General features: G+C 44.7%; 11 protein-coding genes. 1 reads left to right on the top strand and 10 read right to left on the bottom strand.

Translation table 11 applies throughout. The annotated features are described in order from the left end of the window. Positions 1-25: 25 nt before the first annotated feature. The 8 genes from A8O23_RS01005 to A8O23_RS00970 form a co-directional block, all read right to left on the bottom strand. Positions 26-1,906 (bottom strand): sodium:solute symporter family protein, encoded by a 1,881-nt coding sequence (locus A8O23_RS01005; protein WP_066615439.1) that lies wholly within the window; start codon positions 1,904-1,906, stop codon positions 26-28. A gap of 55 nt (positions 1,907-1,961) precedes the next feature. After that, positions 1,962-3,428 (bottom strand): DUF5009 domain-containing protein, encoded by a 1,467-nt coding sequence (locus tag A8O23_RS01000; RefSeq protein ID WP_082882829.1) that lies wholly within the window; start codon positions 3,426-3,428, stop codon positions 1,962-1,964. Between the two features lie 92 nt (positions 3,429-3,520). After that, entirely contained in the window at positions 3,521-4,879 is a 1,359-nt protein-coding gene (locus A8O23_RS00995; protein WP_082882828.1) for an alpha amylase family protein, read from the bottom strand. Between the two features lie 150 nt (positions 4,880-5,029). Continuing rightward, positions 5,030-6,427: an alpha amylase family protein gene (locus A8O23_RS00990; RefSeq protein ID WP_161486673.1), complete on the bottom strand. Its 1,398-nt coding sequence runs from the start codon at positions 6,425-6,427 to the stop codon at positions 5,030-5,032. Positions 6,428-6,555: 128 nt separating this feature from the next. Then, a complete protein-coding gene (locus A8O23_RS00985; RefSeq protein WP_153042028.1) occupies positions 6,556-8,193 on the bottom strand; it encodes a DUF5018 domain-containing protein in 1,638 nt (545 codons plus the stop codon). 17 nt (positions 8,194-8,210) lie between these two features. After that, positions 8,211-9,902, bottom strand: coding sequence for a RagB/SusD family nutrient uptake outer membrane protein (locus A8O23_RS00980; protein WP_066615433.1), 1,692 nt, complete (start codon positions 9,900-9,902; stop codon positions 8,211-8,213). A gap of 6 nt (positions 9,903-9,908) precedes the next feature. Further along, on the bottom strand, positions 9,909-13,115 hold the full coding sequence (locus A8O23_RS00975) for a SusC/RagA family TonB-linked outer membrane protein (RefSeq protein ID WP_082882827.1): 3,207 nt from the start codon (positions 13,113-13,115) through the stop codon (positions 9,909-9,911). 54 nt (positions 13,116-13,169) lie between these two features. Beyond that, positions 13,170-15,029, bottom strand: coding sequence for an FAD-dependent oxidoreductase (locus tag A8O23_RS00970; RefSeq protein WP_066615429.1), 1,860 nt, complete (start codon positions 15,027-15,029; stop codon positions 13,170-13,172). A gap of 734 nt (positions 15,030-15,763) precedes the next feature. Between A8O23_RS00970 and A8O23_RS00965 the strand changes: the two genes are divergently transcribed. After that, complete coding sequence (locus tag A8O23_RS00965) at positions 15,764-16,996, top strand: ROK family transcriptional regulator (protein ID WP_066615864.1); 1,233 nt, start codon at positions 15,764-15,766, stop codon at positions 16,994-16,996. A 98-nt stretch (positions 16,997-17,094) separates the two neighbouring features. On the opposite strand, the gene A8O23_RS00960 is transcribed toward A8O23_RS00965, so the two are convergent. Continuing rightward, entirely contained in the window at positions 17,095-18,762 is a 1,668-nt protein-coding gene (locus tag A8O23_RS00960) for a phosphodiester glycosidase family protein (protein ID WP_066615426.1), read from the bottom strand. A 230-nt stretch (positions 18,763-18,992) separates the two neighbouring features. Further along, entirely contained in the window at positions 18,993-20,843 is a 1,851-nt protein-coding gene (locus tag A8O23_RS00955) for a family 10 glycosylhydrolase (RefSeq protein ID WP_066615425.1), read from the bottom strand. Positions 20,844-20,846: the final 3 nt, after the last annotated feature.

Below are 20,846 nucleotides of genomic sequence, written 5' to 3'. Positions count from 1 at the left end.
ATAGGTTTTTCTTCCTGATCATCAGTTAGCCTACTTTTACCAGCTTCTCTTTTCTATCTTTCTCATACGTAGGCTCCACATCTGATTCCTCTAGCTTATCCCACCAGTTCTTCTTAAGAATAATCGTGGTAATCAACAGCACTATAGACCAGCCTAAAGCGTAGTAATTTTCTCTGATCATGAAATAGATCGGAATCACGACTTGTGAGAACTGCCAGGCAATGCCTACTACAATATTGGTCCAGTCACGGCCGGCGTGTTGGTTGGGCACAAAGTCAGGGTTCTCAGCCATCACCTCACGCTTGATAGGGCCCCAGAAACCCCAGGGACGAGTTTCGCGGTAATAGTTTTTCACGGCCTCGCGGTTAGGCAGCGGGCTCATGTAGGTCCCGATCATGCAACCGGCCAGCGAAAAGGCGAAGATGATAGGGAACACATAGATGTCTACAATCTCCGGGAACACGAACAGCTTAATGGTGGAGGCAATTAACCCGAAGAGCATGCCGTAGAAATAGCCATAGCCGGTGAAGCGCCACCACACCCATTTCAGGAAGTTGGCCGCCACGTAGCCACCGTACAGGGCCGAGGTAATCCAGAGCGTAAGCTTGTTCAAAGAACCAGCGTTAAACCCGAAGATGATACCCGCTATTACCAACAGGATGGACGAAACAATACTCATCCGGACATACTTTTTGTCAGAGGCGTTGGGGTTGATGTACTTCTTGTAAATGTCATTCACAATATACGCCGGGGCCGAATTGACAAAGGCTGAGAATGTACCCATGAAAGCGGCCAAAAGACCGGCCAACAATAAGCCTCTGAAACCATTTGGTACAAACTTGTTAATGGCCAGCGGCAGAATTTGCTCAAAGTCCATGTTAGCCCCCATGCCACTGATCTCCGGCACCAGATAAACCAGCGCCAGCACCGCAAAGCCTGCCACCATTAAATAGCGCGGAATATACATTACCCAAATAGTGGTGAAACTCATTTTGGCCGCCTCTGAAGGAGTACGCGCCGCCAGCACCCGCTGCATGTCATAAGACGGCACCGGGCCGGCAATAGAAGCAAATATGCCTTTGAAAAGCATCATCATGAACAGAGCTCCGAACAGGCTGAAGCCATCGGTTTCCAGTTTCTGGTTGACCGCCGGGAAAGCGGTTTGGCTCCAGTCCATGTCCAATGTCCAGCCGAAGGTGAGGTCTTTCCAGCCGGGTGGAATAGCCGCGCTGATCTGTTCGCCGGTTACCGAGGTATAGGCTACGTAGCCAATCACGAAGCAAGAGATGGTCATGATAATAAACTGAAGAATCTCGGTGGCCACCACGCTGTACATACCGCCTTTCACGGTGTAAATGGTAGTGATCAGGCAGATCAACAGCGCATAGCCGCGTTCAGAAGAAACAGCCCATTCGCCAATGGTAAAGCTCAGGTCCCAGGGCAGAATGATGGTACACAGTTTACCTATTCCTTCAAAAAAGTAGGCAATAAACCCTAACACACTTATGATGGCGAAGGCCACAATAATGATGTGTGAGAGCTTGGCGCCTTTGCCGTCGCCGAAGCGGAAGGTGATCCACTGCGCGCCCGTCATTACTTTGGAGCGGCGCATCCAGATGGCAAGAAACACGAAGATGAATACCTGGTTCCACACTGGCCACAGCCATGGAATCCAGGCGCTTTTGAGGCCGTAGACAAACAGGATCATAACAGTCCACATAGTGCCCGACACGTCAAACATACCTGAGGCGTTGCTTAGACCCAAGTAGTACCACTTCATGGTGTTGCCACCTAAAAAGTAGCTTTGCATGTCTTTAGAGGCTCTTTTGGAGATATAAAAGCCAATACCCAAAATGCCCACTATATAGGCGATGATGATGCCGATGTCTAATCCGCTTAAACTCATTCTATTATTTTAAAGCAATCTGTTTGTGTTCGTATTATTTGTAATCGTAATAAAATCAGGTACGCCAGAACCACCCCTTTCGGGTAGTGTAGACCGTTACTGCCACTACCAACCCGGCAATGACAAAGGCCTTGACAATACCCAGGTAAACATTAATTTCACGCAGAGTTTCCAGCACCTCAGAAAAGTGGGTGAGCGCCAACAGCGGTGACACCAAAAAGGCTGTGCCCACATAGGCCACCATGGGGTTCTGCCCACTTTGAATAATGGATTTCCAGAACAGATTTTTATGGAAACGTTGGGAAAGAATATCGCAAAGAATATAAGTGAAGAACGCCAGCCCAGAAGTCAGAAACCAATAACTGAAGGAGGAAGGGTCTTTTTTGATACCGCCTTCAAGAGGCTCAAACGCTAACCCCAGCCACAACAGAAACACGCCCCATCCAAAGACCTGTCGCCACAGTTGTTCTTGCTTCGTAATGGTTTTGTGCAATAAGCAAAAACCTACCAGGCAAAGCACAGCATCTACGGCCAGCGTGAGGTAAATCTGGCGTGTGTACAGCCCGTACAAGTTTATGATGACCAATGCCAAACAAAGGCTACCCAGTAACAGCTTAGAAATGGAGCCTTTTCCAGTGGTTTCACCAACGGTTCTGTACTTAAGCATCAGGTCACCCAATATTGAACCGGGTAGCACTATGCACAAATACTTCAGAAACCTAAACTGATACATCCAATTCAGGGACGGGTGAAAGTTATAGATGGCACTTGTCCAGCTGCCTTCTATTTCATGGGTAAGCCAAACGGCGGCAAACAAAGCCAACACGCCCATTCTGAGAAGAATATTTCCGCGGGTAAGCAACCATATTACAGAGCCAACCACCGCCATATTCGCCAATACCACTATAATGATGTCGTTGTTACTTTTGGAGAATTCAAAAGCGGTGAAGCTATCATGCGCCCATACCAATCCAGCTATCACTATAAAGCCAATCAACTTTACCAGCACTTCCTGGCTCCCTTTTAGCGAAGTGAACCGCATGAATACCAGAAAAAAGCATGCAAAAGTGATCAGTGAGGTCAGTTGGTTTACCCAGCCAGGCCCCTGCAAACCAAACCAGTTCAGATTGCGTATGACAATTGCGAAAAAGACCAGCAACGCTCCCCGCTTTAGAACATTCAGGAGAACCTCGCCCGTTTGCCCCTGACCAATTTTTCGGCTCATGGCCAACGGAAAGGCAGCCCCCATGGAGAACAGGAAAAACGGAAACACCAGGTCTACCCAGGTAATGCCCGGTACGGTTGGGGTATAGGTAAAATCCGGAGGCCCTACCTGGGCATGGAACATCCACCCCGGCCATGGGCTTTCATGCGGAAACACCCCGGAAAACACCATTCCTATAATGGCCAGCCCGCGTAAAGCATCTAGTCCGAACGCGCGCGCAGGTGCAGTTACAGAAGCCAAATGCTTCTGCACCTCTACCGGGGCGGCTTCCAAAACCTGTGATGTTACTACGGTCATGCTTTTTGAGGTCTCTCTTTATCTCCTACTCTGAGCTTGTTTGTATTCTGTTTTGGGGCTGTTTTTAGAAAAACAGCCCCAAAACAACTTTTCTATTCTGTAAGGCCTCTTTTCAGTTCATTCCACCAGCCCTTATTGATCACGTGCACAATGTCAAAGACCATAGCCCCGTCTGACTTGGCCCGGCACATTTTCAAGGCTTTCACAAACTGTTCGCGGTCATCTTCATATTGTTCTACATAAATCCCGGCATAAACTGGCACCTTACCTTTGGTAATTTTCATGGCCATTTCAGCGGAGCCTTCTACGGTGTACCAGTCATCCGTGCCTTTGTCCTGGCCGGCCTCCGTTCTGTTCACGGTATTGGGGTCTATGTTTTTGGCCTCTTTCTTCTCTACCTCAAAGTAGTAGCTGCCGGTAGTGTACAGATCCAGGGCTTCGGCATAGCCGAAGTTCTTGTAGTTCTTGGAGGCCCAGTCAAACTTCTCTGAAGGGTCATATTCTTTGCTGGCCCAGTTCACCCCTACCTCATAGTAAGTAGGATACCAGGAACCGGTATAATCACCGAAGATCAGATTCGGATTGATTTTCTTCAGTTCTGCCCTGGCCTCATAGATAAAATCATGGATAACCTTGGCCCGCCACTCAATCCATTGATTGAACAATGGCCCCCGTACGCGCTCGGGCTTGCCGTCTTTGTTTTTGGCAGTGGTGGAATAGGTGTAGATATCTGCGGGGAAGTTCGTCACCTTCTGCCCGATGTACTGCTCAAACATTTTTCGGGATGCCTCAGAGAAATCTGCCTCTATGCCATCATACCGAACACGGTCCAGCACAATGCCGTCAAGCTTAGGGTACATGGTGATTAATTCTTTTAAGACAGACAACTCATACTGCCGCACCTCTGGCAAGGCAGGGTTTGTCATGGCCGAGTATTTGGTTTTGATCTGGGTAATAGGAGTCATACCCTTGGGCAGGTAATTCAATGATTGCCAATGCTTTTTTGTAGGATCATTGTACACAACACCACGGTCAAAATAGTTATGGCCAGCCACAAAGGTGTTGGTAGAGGCATGCACCGTCATCCCTAGCTTATGCGCCTCCTCAATGAACACGGTAAGTAAGTCAAAGCCCCCTGGCTTGGTAAATCCAGACCACTCGTTCATTACTGGAGCTATTTTACTAGGGTAAAGCACTTCCCCGGTAATTGGTTTTACATCAACAATCACGTCGGTTACGCCGGCATCTTTAGACTTGGCCAAATAGTATTTTATGGAATCTTGGTAAGCAAAACGCTTAAAATTTGCCGTAGCGTCAAAATAAAGGAGGTTCCGTTTCTGTGTCGTCTGTTTCTGAGTACTTCCGGCAGTAGAGGAGACGGTATTTGGTCTGCCGCACATAGAAAATAGCGCCAGCAGAAGTACAAGTACAGGAAGGGTAGGCTTGTTCATTTAAGATTATGTATTAGGGGAAACTGTGATTCTATTTAAATTGGTTGGGTAATGCCCACACGGGTCACACAGAGAAGGAATTCCTGTCTTTGCCCATCTCCACACCATGAAAGGCAGGGGGAACAAATTAATTGAGGGGTATGGTTATACTTACTTCTTCCCGATTCCTTCTTTGATTTCTTCCCATAGTGGCTCCTTAAACTGGTTCCATTGGGGCGCATATACATGGCAGACATCAAAAAGCATTATTCCGTCTGAGTTTTGGATGATATGCTGAATGGCGCGGGTGATGTCTTCTTTCTTGTCCCAAGTAACGTTGCCCATATCAATGCTTCCTAAGAGCGGCACTTTACCCTTCGTAAGATATTTACCAGCATTCAAAGACCCTTCTATACTCCACCAGTGGTATTGGTTTGTGGCGGAAGGAACATCTGCCAGCTTTACATATTTAAAGTAGTTGCCCGTCATGAGTAGATCCAGTTCATCACCGTATCCATAGTCATTGTACCCTGGATAAGCCCAGTCAAACCGTATAGTGGGGTCATTAAATGGGTCATACGTCTTGCTGGCCCAATTCACCCCTACCTGATAGTAGCTGGTGTACCAAGAACCCACATAGGCCCCGAACTTGATATTTGGCTTGATTTTCTTCACCTCTTCTTTGGTACTTTTCACAAAGTCGTAGATGGTTTTAGCTCTAAACATGAGCCATTTTTTATAGTACTTACCAGTAGAGGCAGGCACTACTTGTCCGCTGGTGGTTCTCCATGAAGAAACTATGTCAGTAGGGAAAACCATTGCTTTGGCCATGTTGTCCTGGAACTTTTGCTCTAAGAATTCAATAAACTTTTCTTTACTGAAATCTGAAAAGTCACCGTTTATGTCATTATAGCGGCAGTAATCCAGCATGATTCCGTCAATGTTGTACCGGCTTACTACTTCTTTTACTATGCTCTGCTCATAAGCCTGTACCTCTGGGCGGGCCGGGTTTACAAAGCCATTGGCTCCTGTAGAAGTGATAGGAACCCGGTTACCGTTTACATCACAGACGATGTTCTGGTAAACATTTTTGAAGGTAGGGTCGTCAAACACTTTCCCTAGTTTTCTATAATTGTCACCTTCCACAAATACGCCTACTGAAGCATATACTTTCAGATTCCGCTTGTGCCCTTCAGTAATTAAATAATCTAGATAATCAACTTCCTGTGGCAGAGTACGACCCTCTAAAGTGGTTAATTGGCGAGCTATGGTGCTTGGGTATATAGTATATCCATTAATTCCTTTTACATCAACCACCATCCCTGTTACCCCAACGTTTTGCAGAGAATCAAGCACTTCCAAGATGGTTTCAGTTTTATTGAATTTACCATAAGTCCCAAATATATTGGCCCTTGCCTCAATCCATACTAACACTTCCTTGTCTTTTTCTTCAACAGGAACCTCTGGCTCAGGTTTAGGAGTTACCTCCTCTTCTGGACTGCTTTCACAGGCTGCCAGAAAAAGGCAGCTTGCTAGAAGAAAGTACTTGATTTTATTGAACATCATCATCTGCATTTAAAATTATTGAACCACTTAAAAGACCCCACCCATTCTTACCACACCCAAAGGCTATCAGTACAGGTGAGTCTGTTCAAACACCTGTACTGATAGTTTTTGCCAGCTTCTAATTATGTTTCTTAATTAGGATCATAATTGGTTAGTTCATAGCCAATGATACCACCGTTGGTGAGTAACAGATAGGCCCAAGCTTTTTCACCGTCCGGAGATACCATTACCTCAATGTCAGCCGTACCGTTAGGGTTTGCGGTACCAGAAACCTGATCTGAAGTAAACACCTTTGTTGCTGCGGATGCACCATTAATATTGGCTGGGTCTGTTACATCAAAAACTGCAATTCTTGCCTGATCCAGTGTGGAGGTTAGATATTCTGCTATTCCAATATACTTAGCGTTATTAAACTCAAAGTAATCTATTGGCATGTGGAACACACCTACCAGGGCTGGGGTATTAGGAATTGCTGAGATACGTCTGCCGGTAGTACCGCTTACTAAAGCTATCTCACTGGCATAATTCAAGAAGAAGTCTGTATTAGGAGAAGCCGAAATAGGCTGTGCATCTGAGACGAATGGCCAGGCACCTATTGGGTCACCGTAAGTGATTTTCTCTGGAGTCTGGCTCACCAACTGTCCGCCAGTTACTACCCACTTCAGAATCACCGGGTTTCTAGACTCAGTGGCCATGATCACTGCATTAGTATTCAGGTTGCCATACACACTCAACCTTCTGCCAAGCGCTCCGTCTGTTGCTGCATTAGACTCATTTTTATAAGTAATAAGCAGCTCAGGTGTCTGATCCATGGCATTGTCCCATTTATAGATCAGGAAGTTTGAGTTCTTAGGGGTGTAAGAAGAGCCAATGATATGTCCTTCTTCATCACTTACCATAGAGAAAGAGCGGAAAGAGGCACTTGGCATAGTCATATCCCCTACAAGCGCGCCAGTGAATCTGTTAAGAATGCGGTATCTTGACGGAGTGGTGTTTGTGCCAATTATTAGGTGATCTCCACTAACAGACATGCTTGTTTCTGTATGCGCGCCAAAACCACCTATTTCTGATCCTATTTTAATAAATAGCTTTCTAGTGATACCAATACCGTAATTTAACTTCTGCGGAGGCACCGCCATGAGTGTATAGGTTTTGGTAGTGCCATCTACACCTGTAATGGTTACCGGAACCGGATTTGTCAAATCTATTTTTGAACCAGAAGGAAGTGAAGAAGTGGAGTGACGACTAATTCCTATGTTCAAAGTAGCATTAGACACATCTACCCCAGGAACCACATAGAAAATCAGTTCGCCATTGCGTTCAAATCCATTGATTTCTTGACCATCTACTTCTATGCTTACAGTTTTTACTGATAGGTCTGCTACTTTTTTTACTTCTACCCAGTAAGATTTCACCGCCCCTGTACCCGAGGCAATGTCAATTTTAATTGGTTCGGTCAGATCCATTGGATTACCCAAGGCAGGGCTGATTCTGGCATCTACCGGAATATTGGCTCTTAAAACCAAATTTTTCAGGTCCACCTGATTATCAGATTCAGCTGGGAAGAAATGGGGTATTTCAAAAGTGATCGTTTCTCCGTTAGCACTGTAGGTGCCATTAAAGCGAGCATCTTTCTGCCCTGGAATGGTGAGCCAAATATCTGACAACTGGTTGTTATCATTATTTTCAAAAGGCTCTGGTGTCTCACAGCCCGCTAGAAACAGCAGGCTAAAAAGAAACACAGTATAGCTATAGAAATTTCTTTTCATTTCAAACAGTTTAGATGTTACCAACCTTGTATTTGGGTTAATGCCCGGTTATTTGCAATTTCTCCCTGCGGAAGCGGGATGTAATACATCTGAGACAAGAATCTGCGGTCCTGCTTGTCAGCATCTACTCTCTGATATTGTAAGTCTCCAGCAGCGTTTTTAGTGATTTTATCACCATGCACGCGCAGGTTGTTAAGAACTGTGTGGGCTTTTCTCCAGCGGCGTAGATCCCAGTACCTATGTCCTTCAAACGCTAACTCTACAATACGCTCATGTTCTATGGCCTCCATGAGGTCAGCTGCCGTCTGGGCTTGGGTATTTGGCAAGTCTGCTCTTCCTCTTACCTGATTGATAGCATTTCTAGCCTCAGATAAGTTGCCGAGTTTCAACTGCGCCTCTGCATAGATAAGTAGCACTTCAGCGTAGCGTATCACCATCCAAGATTGGGCAGATCTATTTTGGGCGAAAGTGGTATTGGTTGGATCTAAATATTTGCGTACATAGTAGCCAGTAACTGTATTACTTGGGTTAGCATCTGTGCCATACTCTACAAAACCTACATTTCCGCCTACAAATGTTTCAAGGGTTCGTCCTTGCCAAACGGCACCATTGTAAAGAACGGTACCATAAAATCTTGGATCCCGATTAGCATATGGGGCAGCGGCATGGGCTGGATTAGACCAGGAGAACTCTTCCCCATTGGCCATTTCAAACTCCTCTACCAGCTCCGCGGTAGGTACACCCTCAGCTCGGTTACTTGCGGCGGCAACGGGCGGAGAGAATCTGCTGTCATAGGTGTGGGTCACCCCTGGGCGTTGGTAATCTACTGAGAAAATGGCCTCACTGTTATTAGGGTTGGTGAACATGCCGGTAAAATCCTTAGGAAGGCTGTACCCCATTTTCATTACCTCACCGGCCGCATCGGCAGCTATTTGGTAATATTCGTTCTTTTTGGCAGCAGGAACACCAGTTAATGGGTCATTGTTAAACTGCTTATTATCATATTCGGCAATAGAGCCAGCATACAAGGCCGCTCTGGCCATTAAGGCATAGGCAGCATCTTTTGTGGCCCGTCCTCTCCAAGCAGCACCACCCTCAGCCTTGGTAGGCAAATGCTCTGCAGCAAAAGCAAAATCTGCCAGTACAAAATTCCAACTTTCCTCTTCACTTGCCCTTGGGTTATTTGGCTCTGATGTAAGCTCAGGTAATAAAACCACGCTTCCGTGAAGCTTTACCAACCAGAAATACACATACCCCCTGATAAACCTTGCTTCTGCCTCATAAAGCGTTTTCTGTTCCGCAGTAAGCCCGTCTGCATAGTTATTGATACCATACATTAGCTCATTGAGCCTGCGTATGCGGTTATAACCAGAATTCCAGTAATTAAAGTTAGGGCTTGCTGCACTTACCCGCTGCGGCTCAAAGGCTAGTCTGTTCACACTTCCATTTCCCTCTGCAGAGGAAGTGTATTTCATTATGTCTGTCAAGCCATCTGTGGCATTGTCATACCCAATAGGGAATTGCCCGAACTTAAATGTGTGAAACTCATTGTACATGCCCGCCATGTACAAGTCAATGCTTTCCGGATTCTGATAGATTGTCAGTTCAGTGTATCTATCGTCTAACTCCAAGTCTATTTCACAGCCTTGGGAGGCTACCAGTAGTCCACCTACTAACAGACATTTTAAAGTTGAATATATTCGCTTCATGATTTTCTAGAAAGTTATGTTAGTACCTACTGTCACTACTCTTTGCTGCGGATAGAAACCATTGCTCACGTTTGGCATTTCCGGATCAAGGTACTTCAGACGGTCATCTGAGATGGTGAAAATGTTAGAGCCAGCAACATAGAACCTCCACTGCTCTACTTTTAGCTTATTCAGGAAGGCTTTGTTAATACTGTACCCTACTTGTACAGACTTAAGACGCAGGTAAGATCCATCTACCACAAAATGAGAGTTGGGGTGGCCATTGTGATTTGGCGCTCCGCTTCTGTTAGCCTGTAATCTTGGATAATAGGCACCTGGGTTTTCTGGAGTCCAGGAATTCTCTACTATGTAATAAGGTGAGTTCCCTAGGTTATAGAAAGAGCGGGTAAACGGTGTATTATCTGCCACCCCTGATACCCCAGCGGCTCCTTCATACGTACCGCCCAAAGCCACATCTCTTCTGGCTGCCCCCTGAAACAAGGCAGAAAAGTCAAAAGGTCCGTACTGGGCATCTAAGTTTAAGCCATACATTATCTCTGGCACATTGCTAAGCCCTATATAGGTTTGGTCACTGGCGTTGATCTGACCATCTCCGTTCAAATCTCTGTACTTAACAAACCCTGGAGCAGCTTGTCCGCTGGGAGAACTTGCCCAGTTGTTAACTTCTTCCCATGATTGGAAAAGACCTTCAGAAATAAAACCGTACTTCCCGCCCATTGGCCTGCCAATTTGATTTTGCCATTCAGCAATATTGGCGGCTTGATCATATTCCAGAATTCTGTTCTTTGCGTAGTTGAAGTTACCGGTAACCCCGTAGCTAAATTTATTGATAGAATTACGGTGTCTAATCTGTAAGTCTACCCCTCTATTGTCAACCACCGCTGAATTATTCGTACTTGGGAAGAAACCTCCAATTGATGGAGGATAGATACCTGACACTCCCTGAAGGATGTCACGGGTCACCTTGTAAAAGAAATCTACCTCTACATCTAATAAGCCTCTCCAGAAGGAAGTTTCTAACCCAACGTTAGATATGGTAGTAGTTTCCCAAGTCAAATTCAGGTTGGCGGGGCTACCTGTGTAAAGTGCAGCAATTGGCTTACCCCCTATTACTACAACTGGAGCAGTTGTTAAAGCGAAAGTATTCAGGTAGGCAAAAGAGTTTGAAGCTCTGTCATTTCCTACTTTTCCGTAAGAGCCTCTAAGCTTTAAGAAGTTAACGGAAGAAGAGAAATCTTTAAAAAAGGGTTCATTACTTACTACCCAACCCACTGATGCTCCAGGGAAGAATCCGGCTCTATTATGTTTTGGGAAGTTACTGGATTCATCATAACGGGCAGAGAATTCAAGTAAATACTTTCCTTGAAACCCATAGTTCAACCTTGTAACATAGCCACCTCTAGACGTTAGCGAAGATGCACCACCCGGACGAACGAAATCTTCTGTTGCCGATCCTCCAAAATTTAGTTCCGGTATATTGGTCAAAGGGAAGTTTCTTGCCCCAGCCGTCATATTCTTATTTTCAAACTGGCTGAATTCGTATAATAACAAAGCAGAAACGGTATGGTCGTTACCAACGGTAGTAGAATAGTTAATACTTGGTTGGAACATGGTGTGGCTTCTTTGTGTGTACCCCTGAGACAGCACAGTGGTAGTGGCAGTAGGAGCTAAACTTCTGCTCCACACAAAACCAGTATTTGTTATTTGTCTGGTAGACAAATAGTAGGGAGTGAGCCAATTCTTAGACTCTGTCAGAATCTTATCATAGGCTCCCTGTACCTTCATTTCCAGCCCTTTTACACCAGGAACCTTGAAAACGAGAGAAAGGTTAGTTTGGAAAACGTCGGTCTCAGATCTTTGAAAACCAGAATTTTCAACTGCGGCAATTGGGTTTACCCCACCACCACTTCTCCAACCCGCAGCAGGAAGACCATCATAGGTAGCCGGAATGTTGGGCAATGCTCTTACCGCTTGGTAAAAGGGGCTCATCCAAACAGAGTTGTCTGCCACAACCCCTGGGTTCTCTCTGTCCTCACGGCGCGCGCCCAACGTGATGATGGAAGAGAGATAATCATTGAAAGTCACATCCAGGTTAGTTCTGAAATTGTAACGGGTAAAATTGGTGTTCTTTACCACCCCATTTTGGTCAAAGTACCCCAGGCTGGTAAAATACCTCATTTTATCTGTTCCCCCGCTTATAGAAACGTTGTGGTATTGTGAAGTAGAAACGTTGTCCACTAAGTCACCTACCCAGTCTGTGTTTCCGAAATCGGCGGTGTGGGTACCATTTCTTAATGCCTGAATCTGATCTTCTGTGTAGGTAAGCGGAAGTGGATCTCCGCCAGTGTTCATCAGATAATCATTATCCATTTCCTCCCCTCTCTTGATCCACTGCATATAATCAGGGCCATTCAGGAACTTAGGGAATCTGGTATTTGAGTTTAAGGCAAATGAAGTGTTATAAGTAATAGCAGGTTTACCTACTTTACCACGCTTGGTCGTGATCAAAATCACCCCGTTTGAGGCCTGCACCCCATACACCGCTGCCGAAGCGTCTTTCAGAATAGAGATAGTTTCCACTTCACTAGGATCAAGGTTTTGGAAGTTATCTCTAGGGACGCCATCTACAATAATCAGAGGTCCTTGGGCAGCTCCATTGGTGGTACTTAACCCCCTAACCAATAAGGCAGAATTATCTGCCCCAGGTCTACCGGAGTTCTGCACCGCCACCAAACCAGGTAAACGACCCGCTAACACGTTGGAGAGGTTCATTGGAGGTGCCTGTGTGATCTCCTTGTTCCCAATCTGAGCTACAGAACCAGTCATGGTGGTTCTTTTCTGAGTACCGTACCCCACTACCAACACCTCATCTATAGCACTGGCTGAATTTTGCAGCTTTACTGAAATTTCACTTCCGGCCTGCGCACTCAACTCCTGGGATTCATACCCAATGTAACTAAATACCAATGTGTTTGCCCCTGCAGAAACTGGAATTTGGAATTCTCCGTTGATATCTGTTGAGGTACCCGAAGTGGTTCCTTTGATTACCACAGAAACACCTGGCAATGCCTCCCCGGCATTGTCAGTGACCTTTCCTTTTATTGTTTGCGCCTGAGCTAGCACCGTGTTTTGCCAACACGCGAGCATGACCAGTAGAAGAGCTAATGAGCACAACCTGAGTTGCTGCCTAGCCATTTGTAAAAGCTTTGTCATAGGTTTAGTGAGGATTTAGTGAGAATGAAATTTTGGAAGCGTAATAAAAAGGTATCAAAGCAGTTGACCGTTAAAATCAACAGGTTTGGCAAACGGATTCAGCAGCTGGTCTACCATTACCGCCGCCTGCCTCCTATTCAACTCTACCTCTGGCGCTGCTTGTTCTCCTAATTGTAACTTTACCCATTCTGCCGCAACCTTTTCATAAGTCAGAGCTGGATCAATGGCACTTAGCACTTCAGCAAAAACTTTAAGAGTCAGGTTCTGACCCGAAGCCTGAAAAGCTTTTAATTCTTCATAGTAAAGTTTAAGACCCGACACCAGCTCATATTCACTAATGGGGCGCTCAGGGTAAAACCACGTTTGGTTTGCCCATTTATATGGCAAGCCTACTCCTTTCAATATGCCGGTGGCACCAATGCGCTGTATAGCCTGAAAGTGCGGATCTTGGGGTTTCACATCTATATAAGGCATCAAGTAAGCCTTAGAATCAAGCAAAACCTGCTGCACTTCTCTGATGCTCACTTCACGGGGCTCTACATTGTTCTTCAAGGCAACACCAGCTAAAGCACCTGCAGCCTGGCCTATGCCTAAAACAACCGGCTGTAGGCGCGTGGCTCCATTCACAATATTGGTGACGCTAATACTCTTTTCTGCCACTATCAAGTCTTCCACTCCCTTAGGTATAAGGGAACCCAATGGAACATTGTAAGAAGGTACCTTTATTTTTACGAAATCAATATCTGGCGCCTCCGGGTTTTTAAGGTGATGGTGGTCAATGGTATAATCGCCCACGGCAATACCGGTACGGTAGTAAGCTTCTTTCTGGTCAAATGGTTTAGCTACATGCTGCAGGGCAAACCGGGCTAAACCGTCTACCCGTCTTGATTCACGGTGGTACGGAATCATTGGCAGCTTGTCAGCGGTAGGGAATTCATCATCTGCGATGCCTAGGTTTTTAAACCCAAGCTCTGTCTGCAGGTAATACAGAAAACGGAGCGTATGAAGCTTGGCTTCTTTCAAAGCCTCCGCCCGCTCTTCCGGAGATTTTTCTATAATGTTTAGGTAGATATCATTTCCGCATTTTGGCCAGTTTATCATGTATTTGTTATTCGGCAATTTACCGTAGCCCATCATTTCAAGACAGTTCTCATTTGGGCCTCCATCAGCAGCTGGGTCAGACACGTCACAGGCGCAGTCAAATTCCTTAGGGTTGTATCCGGCAGGCTTTTTAATGGTTTTGTCTTTCCCTTTTCCGTAATCTTTCAATACCACTACATAGGTCATGTCTTGGATGATGTCATTGGCTTTTTCAGGCGCAAACTCCTCACCGGTTTCATATCGGCTGTCCATGCCAATGTCATAGGTGGCTCCAGCCTTGGCCATCACATCACCCAGTTCAGTAGCATCTATAATCAATTTGGCCTCAACAGCTCTCTTTTTTTTGCCTTGCCGAACGGTTACTTTCCAGCCATATTCAGTTTTTTTGAGGTCTTCCCACTTGGTATTGTACCAAATGGTCAGATTCTTTTCCTGAGCTAGCTCTTTCAGCAATTTATTGCCCACAGACGGTTCAAAAAGTGTATTGCTTACCCAACCAGTTTCTACTGCAGCCGGTCCGCCATAATAGTTGTAAAGCTTTTGCCGGAACTCTCCCCACAGGCCAGAGGGCATCTGGTGGTTGCCATCAATGGCTGACACACCTGCTGAGGTAAGCATACCTCCTAGCCATTGGGTTTCTTCAATAATCAATACGTTGGTGCCCATGCGGGCAGCCTGCACCCCGGCAGTAGTACCACTGGCTCCACCTCCTATGATCAATAGTTCAGTTTTGACTGTTTGGGCAATAGCCGGAACTTTGGCTGCTACCAGCCAAAACAGAAGAAAAAAGCAGCTCTTTTTAATCAATGCCATATTAAATTATTGTTCAACACTAAAGTAGCAATAACCTTTAAAAACAACAAGAAATTATTAATTATTTTTATTAAGTTTTTAAAAAAGACATCCGTTCCTTCAAAAGAAATGATACTTTTTATCTTGAAAGCACCCCAACTGCTGTAAGCACTGAAATTTTAGAGATGAAAGAAGGGGAAGTTGACTCTGTTGTGTAGATGCCTAATCAAGAAAGGTCAGTTCCAATAGCCTCCTATCCTGCCTTAGCTAACTAATTGTAAGGTTTTAGGAGTTTGCTTATTCATAAACTTCCAGTAATGGCTTGTATTTTAATAACTTTTATGACTGAGTCAATAAGAATAGGAAACCTTCTTATAGATAAGGCATTTTTTTGCCCTCTTCGATAATCAACACCAAACTACCTATTAGTCTTTTGAGATTATAAGATAGAATGATCTTCACCAGTCTACAGTTAGCCTTACATTGATTTTAAGGAATTCATATCTACAGGTAGTAGAGACTCTCATATTGATATACCAATGTAAGGGCTTAATCACACTGTTTAGGAGGTCTAACTTACTTATACAATTTTTTGAATTACTTAACTCACTCTTTGATTTAAGCTATATCAAATATAAAAGCAGCTTAACTTTTATAATATGCAGCAGTTTCCATTAAAAGATTTTTAAAAAAGAATAAATTTGAACTAACTCTATTGAATGCATCATCCTCCTAAATACCATACTGAAAAAAAAATGACAACTAACTTTTTTACAGATATAAACAGCGAAAACGCCACTGGTGTGGCTTATAAAAATGTGAATCTCAAAAAGAAAGTTATTTCTTATTTTGCTAATGTTGGAAATGCCACCATTGCTGAAATAGGGAAAGAACTTAGCTTAAGCATACCCAAAGTTACTAGTCTGGTGAATGAACTTATTCAAGATGGATTAGTGCAGGACCATGGCAAAGTAGACTCCACAGGTGGGCGAAAGCCTAATGTCTATGGTTTGGCCCCAGAATCTGGTTTCTTTTTGGGTATTGATGTTAAAAAGCACCACATCAACATTGGCTTGGCTGATTTTCAAAAAAATTTGGCCAGTAGCTTTGAGCAATACCCCTACCGCTTAACCAATAATGAAGAATCCTTACGGGAACTCTGCCAGATTATTAAAAATTTCATCAACAAACTCACCATTCCCCGTGAAAAGATATTAGGCATTGGCATTAACCTGTCTGGCCGGATTAACTATGCCAAAGGTTACAGTTACAGTTTTTTTCACTTTTACGAAGATCCGCTAAGCAAAATTATTGAGTCAGAAGTAGGCATAAAGGTGTTTCTGGAGAATGACTCCAGAGCCATGGCCTATGGTGAGTTTTGCGCTGGCGTGGTGAACGGCGAAAAAGATGTACTGTTCCTCAACTTGGACTACGGTATCGGCATGGGCATGATGATAGACAGCCAATTGTACTACGGCAAGTCAGGTTACTCTGGGGAGTTTGGCCACATTCCTATTTTCCAGAACGAAATTATCTGTAAATGCGGCAAGAAAGGCTGCCTGGAAACAGAGGCTTCTGGCTGGGCATTGGTTGAAATGTTCAAAGAAAGCCTACAGGCCGGCACCTCTACCCTCATTACCCGAGAAAACATAAAGCCTGAAGATCTTAAATTAGAAGACATCATCAGAGCAGCCCACAACGATGATATCTTGGCTATTGAACTGATTGCCCAAATTGGCGAAAAGATTGGCAAAGGCATTGCTCTTTTGATCAATATCTTCAATCCGGAATTGGTAATATTGGGGGGCAGTCTTTCTTCTACTGAAGAGTACATCTTGTTACCAATAAAAAGCGCTATAAACAAATATTCCCTTAGTCTTGTCAATACTGATACGCAGCTTAAGGTATCTAAACTTGGCGAGCAGGCAGGCGTGATTGGAGCGTGCCTCTTAGTGCGCAGCAGACTGCTCACCTTAGACCAGATATAACATATACCAGTTCAAAATAAAGTAGGGCTCCTGTTTTAGGGCTGTTTTTAAGAAAACAGCCCTAAAACAGGAGCCCTAGCAATGTAAATTAATTGAGATTAGTTCTTCACCACACGCTTCACCACCTTGCCCTCAGGAGATTCCAGCACTACCAGGTATATGCCGGCAGGCACGGAACCTAAATCTAATCCCACAGAATTAGACGCTATGTTTTGTTTCTTCACTACAGTTGCACCAATTAAATTCACTACATACACGCTTCCCTGCTTACGCAAAGCATCTGGCACATTAACAGTAAGCAAGCCACTGGTTGGCACCGGATACACATTCACACTGCGAGCCAATACATCTGCTTTTGAGGAAGAGAGAGTTCCTACTTTCTGTAGTTTGATGGCGTCAGCGGTTATAAAGGTGGTAGTAGAAGCCATTGTAGCGGCATCGGTAATTACCAATGAATCATTTGCAGTGAGATTAAAAGTTCCCAACAATTTAAACTTTGAATTAATGGCCGCGTCTGATTGGTCAACCCTAATTACTGGCTGAGCCACCCCATTGTGGTAAAAAGTGAATGGTGTATCTTTTGAGCGGTTACTTGCAGCTACTGTCCAGGTACTTACTTCGTATTGACCAGGCTCTATTCCGGAAAAAATAAACTTAGCAACTTTGCTACCAGTTCCCCCTACCTCTACAATACGAGCCGGAGAGGCTCCATAATAACCAGCGTTGCCTGTATTCCGCCAGTTTCCACCTCTTTCAAAATACTTGTCTGTCATTTCTGTATCAAAGATGATTGGCTCTGGAGCACGTTGCTTTAATATAATAGCGGTTGGCATAGCACGCTCTCTGCCTTCTGCATCTGAAGGCCTAATAGTACCCGTACCCTTTACCACCATGGCAGAAGATCCTCCTCCGTCTAGGTTCATGGCTTCCACAGCACCCAAACTTACCATTATATCAGCCAATTCACTTAAAGTCACCCCTTCGCTTTCACCGGCATTACCACCCTCTACTACTAACATGATTACTTTTTTATCTGCAGTGTACCCTATGGCCGTACGGGCACGGCGCGAGGTGTTATCTACTTTGATGAGTTCATGGGCATCTGTTATCTGCTTTACCCCATTCTGCACCAAAACAGGGGCTCCTCCTACCGCAGTTACAGGGTTCCACAGCGTTCCACCGGATGGAAAAGTTGCAGTAGGCTGCGCCTGAGGCTCCTCTCCCTCAATATTGGGGCTAGGCGAAGGATAGCTATACATAATATTTCCCGGGCCTACATTGTAGATCCAGGCTACATCCAATTCATTGTTAGGCAGTATTCCAAAGGCGCTTCTGGTAGGATAATACGGAGTTGGAGTGCCACTATATTCACGGTTGAAGTTTCTGATATTAGGCGCAATGATAGCTCCATTTTGCACCACCAGGCTTAAAGGAGCAGCACCTGCGAAGAAACCGGCATTCAGCGCCACGTAAGCAGGCTCCCTAGTTTCTGCTGCCAAAAACTGACTAGGAGTTTTAACATCAGAGTCATAGGCAACCTTAAGCTCTAATTGCTGGTCAGTTAGATCGGCAATTGTATAGTACGCCTTGGTAGGTACGCCTTCCACTATTGGAGTGGTAGAAGTAAACACTTCTACTGATGCGGGTAGACCTGTGTTTAGATTAGCAGGTTTTGTCCATGTCATTTGGGCGTACCCTGCCTGCACTAACAACATAAGCGCGCTTACTCCTACTAGCTTTTTAAAATTGAGTAGAGTTTTATTCATGTTTTTAAATAGTTTAGGTAAAATGAGCTTTAATATTTGATATAAATTTATTCTAATTAAATAAATTTCAAAACTTTTAATAGATTATTATTTATAAAACATTCTACCTGCTTGAGAAGGCGCTGCTAAAATGCAAAAAGCACCTTGGCAGAACTCTCGCTCTTACCAAAGCAGCTTCTTTACCGAAGTCGCAACCTATTAAAAACAGTAGCTAATAAGTATCGGGGAGTTTATTGGATAATCACTCTTCTTTTGTACACTACGCCCTCCCGCCGAACCAGTAATATATATACTCCTGGCTTCAGGTTAGAAGATGCAAGGGACAACACCTGCGTTTGCGCATTAAAAGCAGAAGAAGAAATAGAAACTGCTCTGCCATTTAATTCTACCAAAGAAATGTTCTCCACTTTTTTAGAGTTGGTAGAGAAAGTAATTTTGAAACTTCTGCCAGAAGGATTGGGGAATATATTCATCCCTTCCTCTTGCCCCTCAATAAGGTTACCGGCACCCAGAGGTGAGGAAGAATCTAAGCGTCGGTTACGGATGATCATGATCGCATCGGCACTTATATATTTGCCGGCTTCCACATTCTCATTCGTGAGCCTTATAACTTTATGACGGCCTTGGGTAAGATAGAAATCACCTAACTTGTTCCAACCCGCTAACCGAGCATTTGTTTGGTCTAATGTCTTTTCAGTTGAGAGACCGGCATGGTCAATAACTTGATAAGTTGCATTGGCTGTTCTATTAGAGGCAGCAATATTATAAACATAAACTTCATAATAGGCATTGGCCGGCACATTGAAAAAGTACTCTATAGCAGCGGCGGCACCATTTACTCCCCCATAAATACTTTTTCCCTGATATCCGTCAGAGCTGCTGGTAGCCCAGGAGCCGGTTTTTACTACATCAGCTGAATTTTCATGAGTGGTAATGCTTTTATGTTCTCGCCAATCTGCCGAGGCATAAGGCGGATGCATGGCTGTTGTAAACCTGTTCTGCCGCAGATAATGGAATTTACCCACCAGATCATCATAAAACCACATAGCAGCCCCGTTGAACCCTTGCGCTATAGTCACATTATAATAATCTATCACTTCCTGGGGTGTTAGATTAGTAGACCCCGGATTTACTGCAAACGAAGGATAGATACGCTCATAGTTACTAATAGAGTTCTTGGTGTAGTTATTCCAGTTCTGGTAAGTATTGATATTTGAGCTATAACTCTGCATCTGCAGGTTGTCTACCTTATTGTTGCTGATCCACCACTTCCAGTCTTGGAGTAGGTTTTCATAGGCGGTGTAAGTAGATGATCCCATTTGGCTTGGCGCACTAGATACATTTACTTTAGGGTTTTCAGCTTTTATAGCATCATATAACTTTGCCACAAAAAGATTGATCTTATCAGCGCGCCACCTCATCCAGTTGGCATCAGCTCCGTCTGCAGGTGGGTCTGCCCCATTGTGCTCGCTCTTATACAAATTTACCGTATAGGGGTCATAACCATAGGCTTTGCTAGAGTACCGGATACGGTCCATCTCTATACCATCTACATCATAGTTCTTCACTATTTCAAGCGCCAAATCAATCAGAAAATCCTGCACATCCGGGTGGCTTTGCACCATCCAATAAAAGTTACTGCCATCCTTCTCAACTCCTTCCTGCGTACGAGCCACCCAGTCAGGGTGTGCCTCAAAAATAGGGCCTTTAGATGTAGTTCCCCCAGGCGCATACCCAGCCACGAAACCGTATTCAAACCAAGCTTCTACATGAAGCCCTACCCTGTGTCCTTCGGCAATTGCTTCGGCCAAAATATCACGGCCGCTATAGGTGGGGTCAATGGCTACGCCTGTATGCTGCTTAAACACATTGCTTTGCCACAAAGGGTACCCCCTGCTCCAGACATTCACATAGACCACATTGAAATTCGCAGCCGCCAGACTGTCCATTTGTGAGGCAATTTTAGCTTTGCTGGTAAAAGAACTTCTAGCTAGCCAAATGCCTCTTAGCTCTTGGGCGTTTACCTCCAAAAATGGCAACAACAACAATATGAGGGCGAGTAATGCGGTGTGTTTTTTCATATC

Origin of the sequence: Rufibacter roseus (genome assembly GCF_001647285.1) — a bacterium.
Taxonomy (GTDB): Bacteria; Bacteroidota; Bacteroidia; order Cytophagales; family Hymenobacteraceae; genus Nibribacter; species Nibribacter roseus.
The sequence above is the reverse complement of the archived record's forward strand: the minus strand, read 5'-3'. Positions and strand labels throughout refer to the sequence as shown.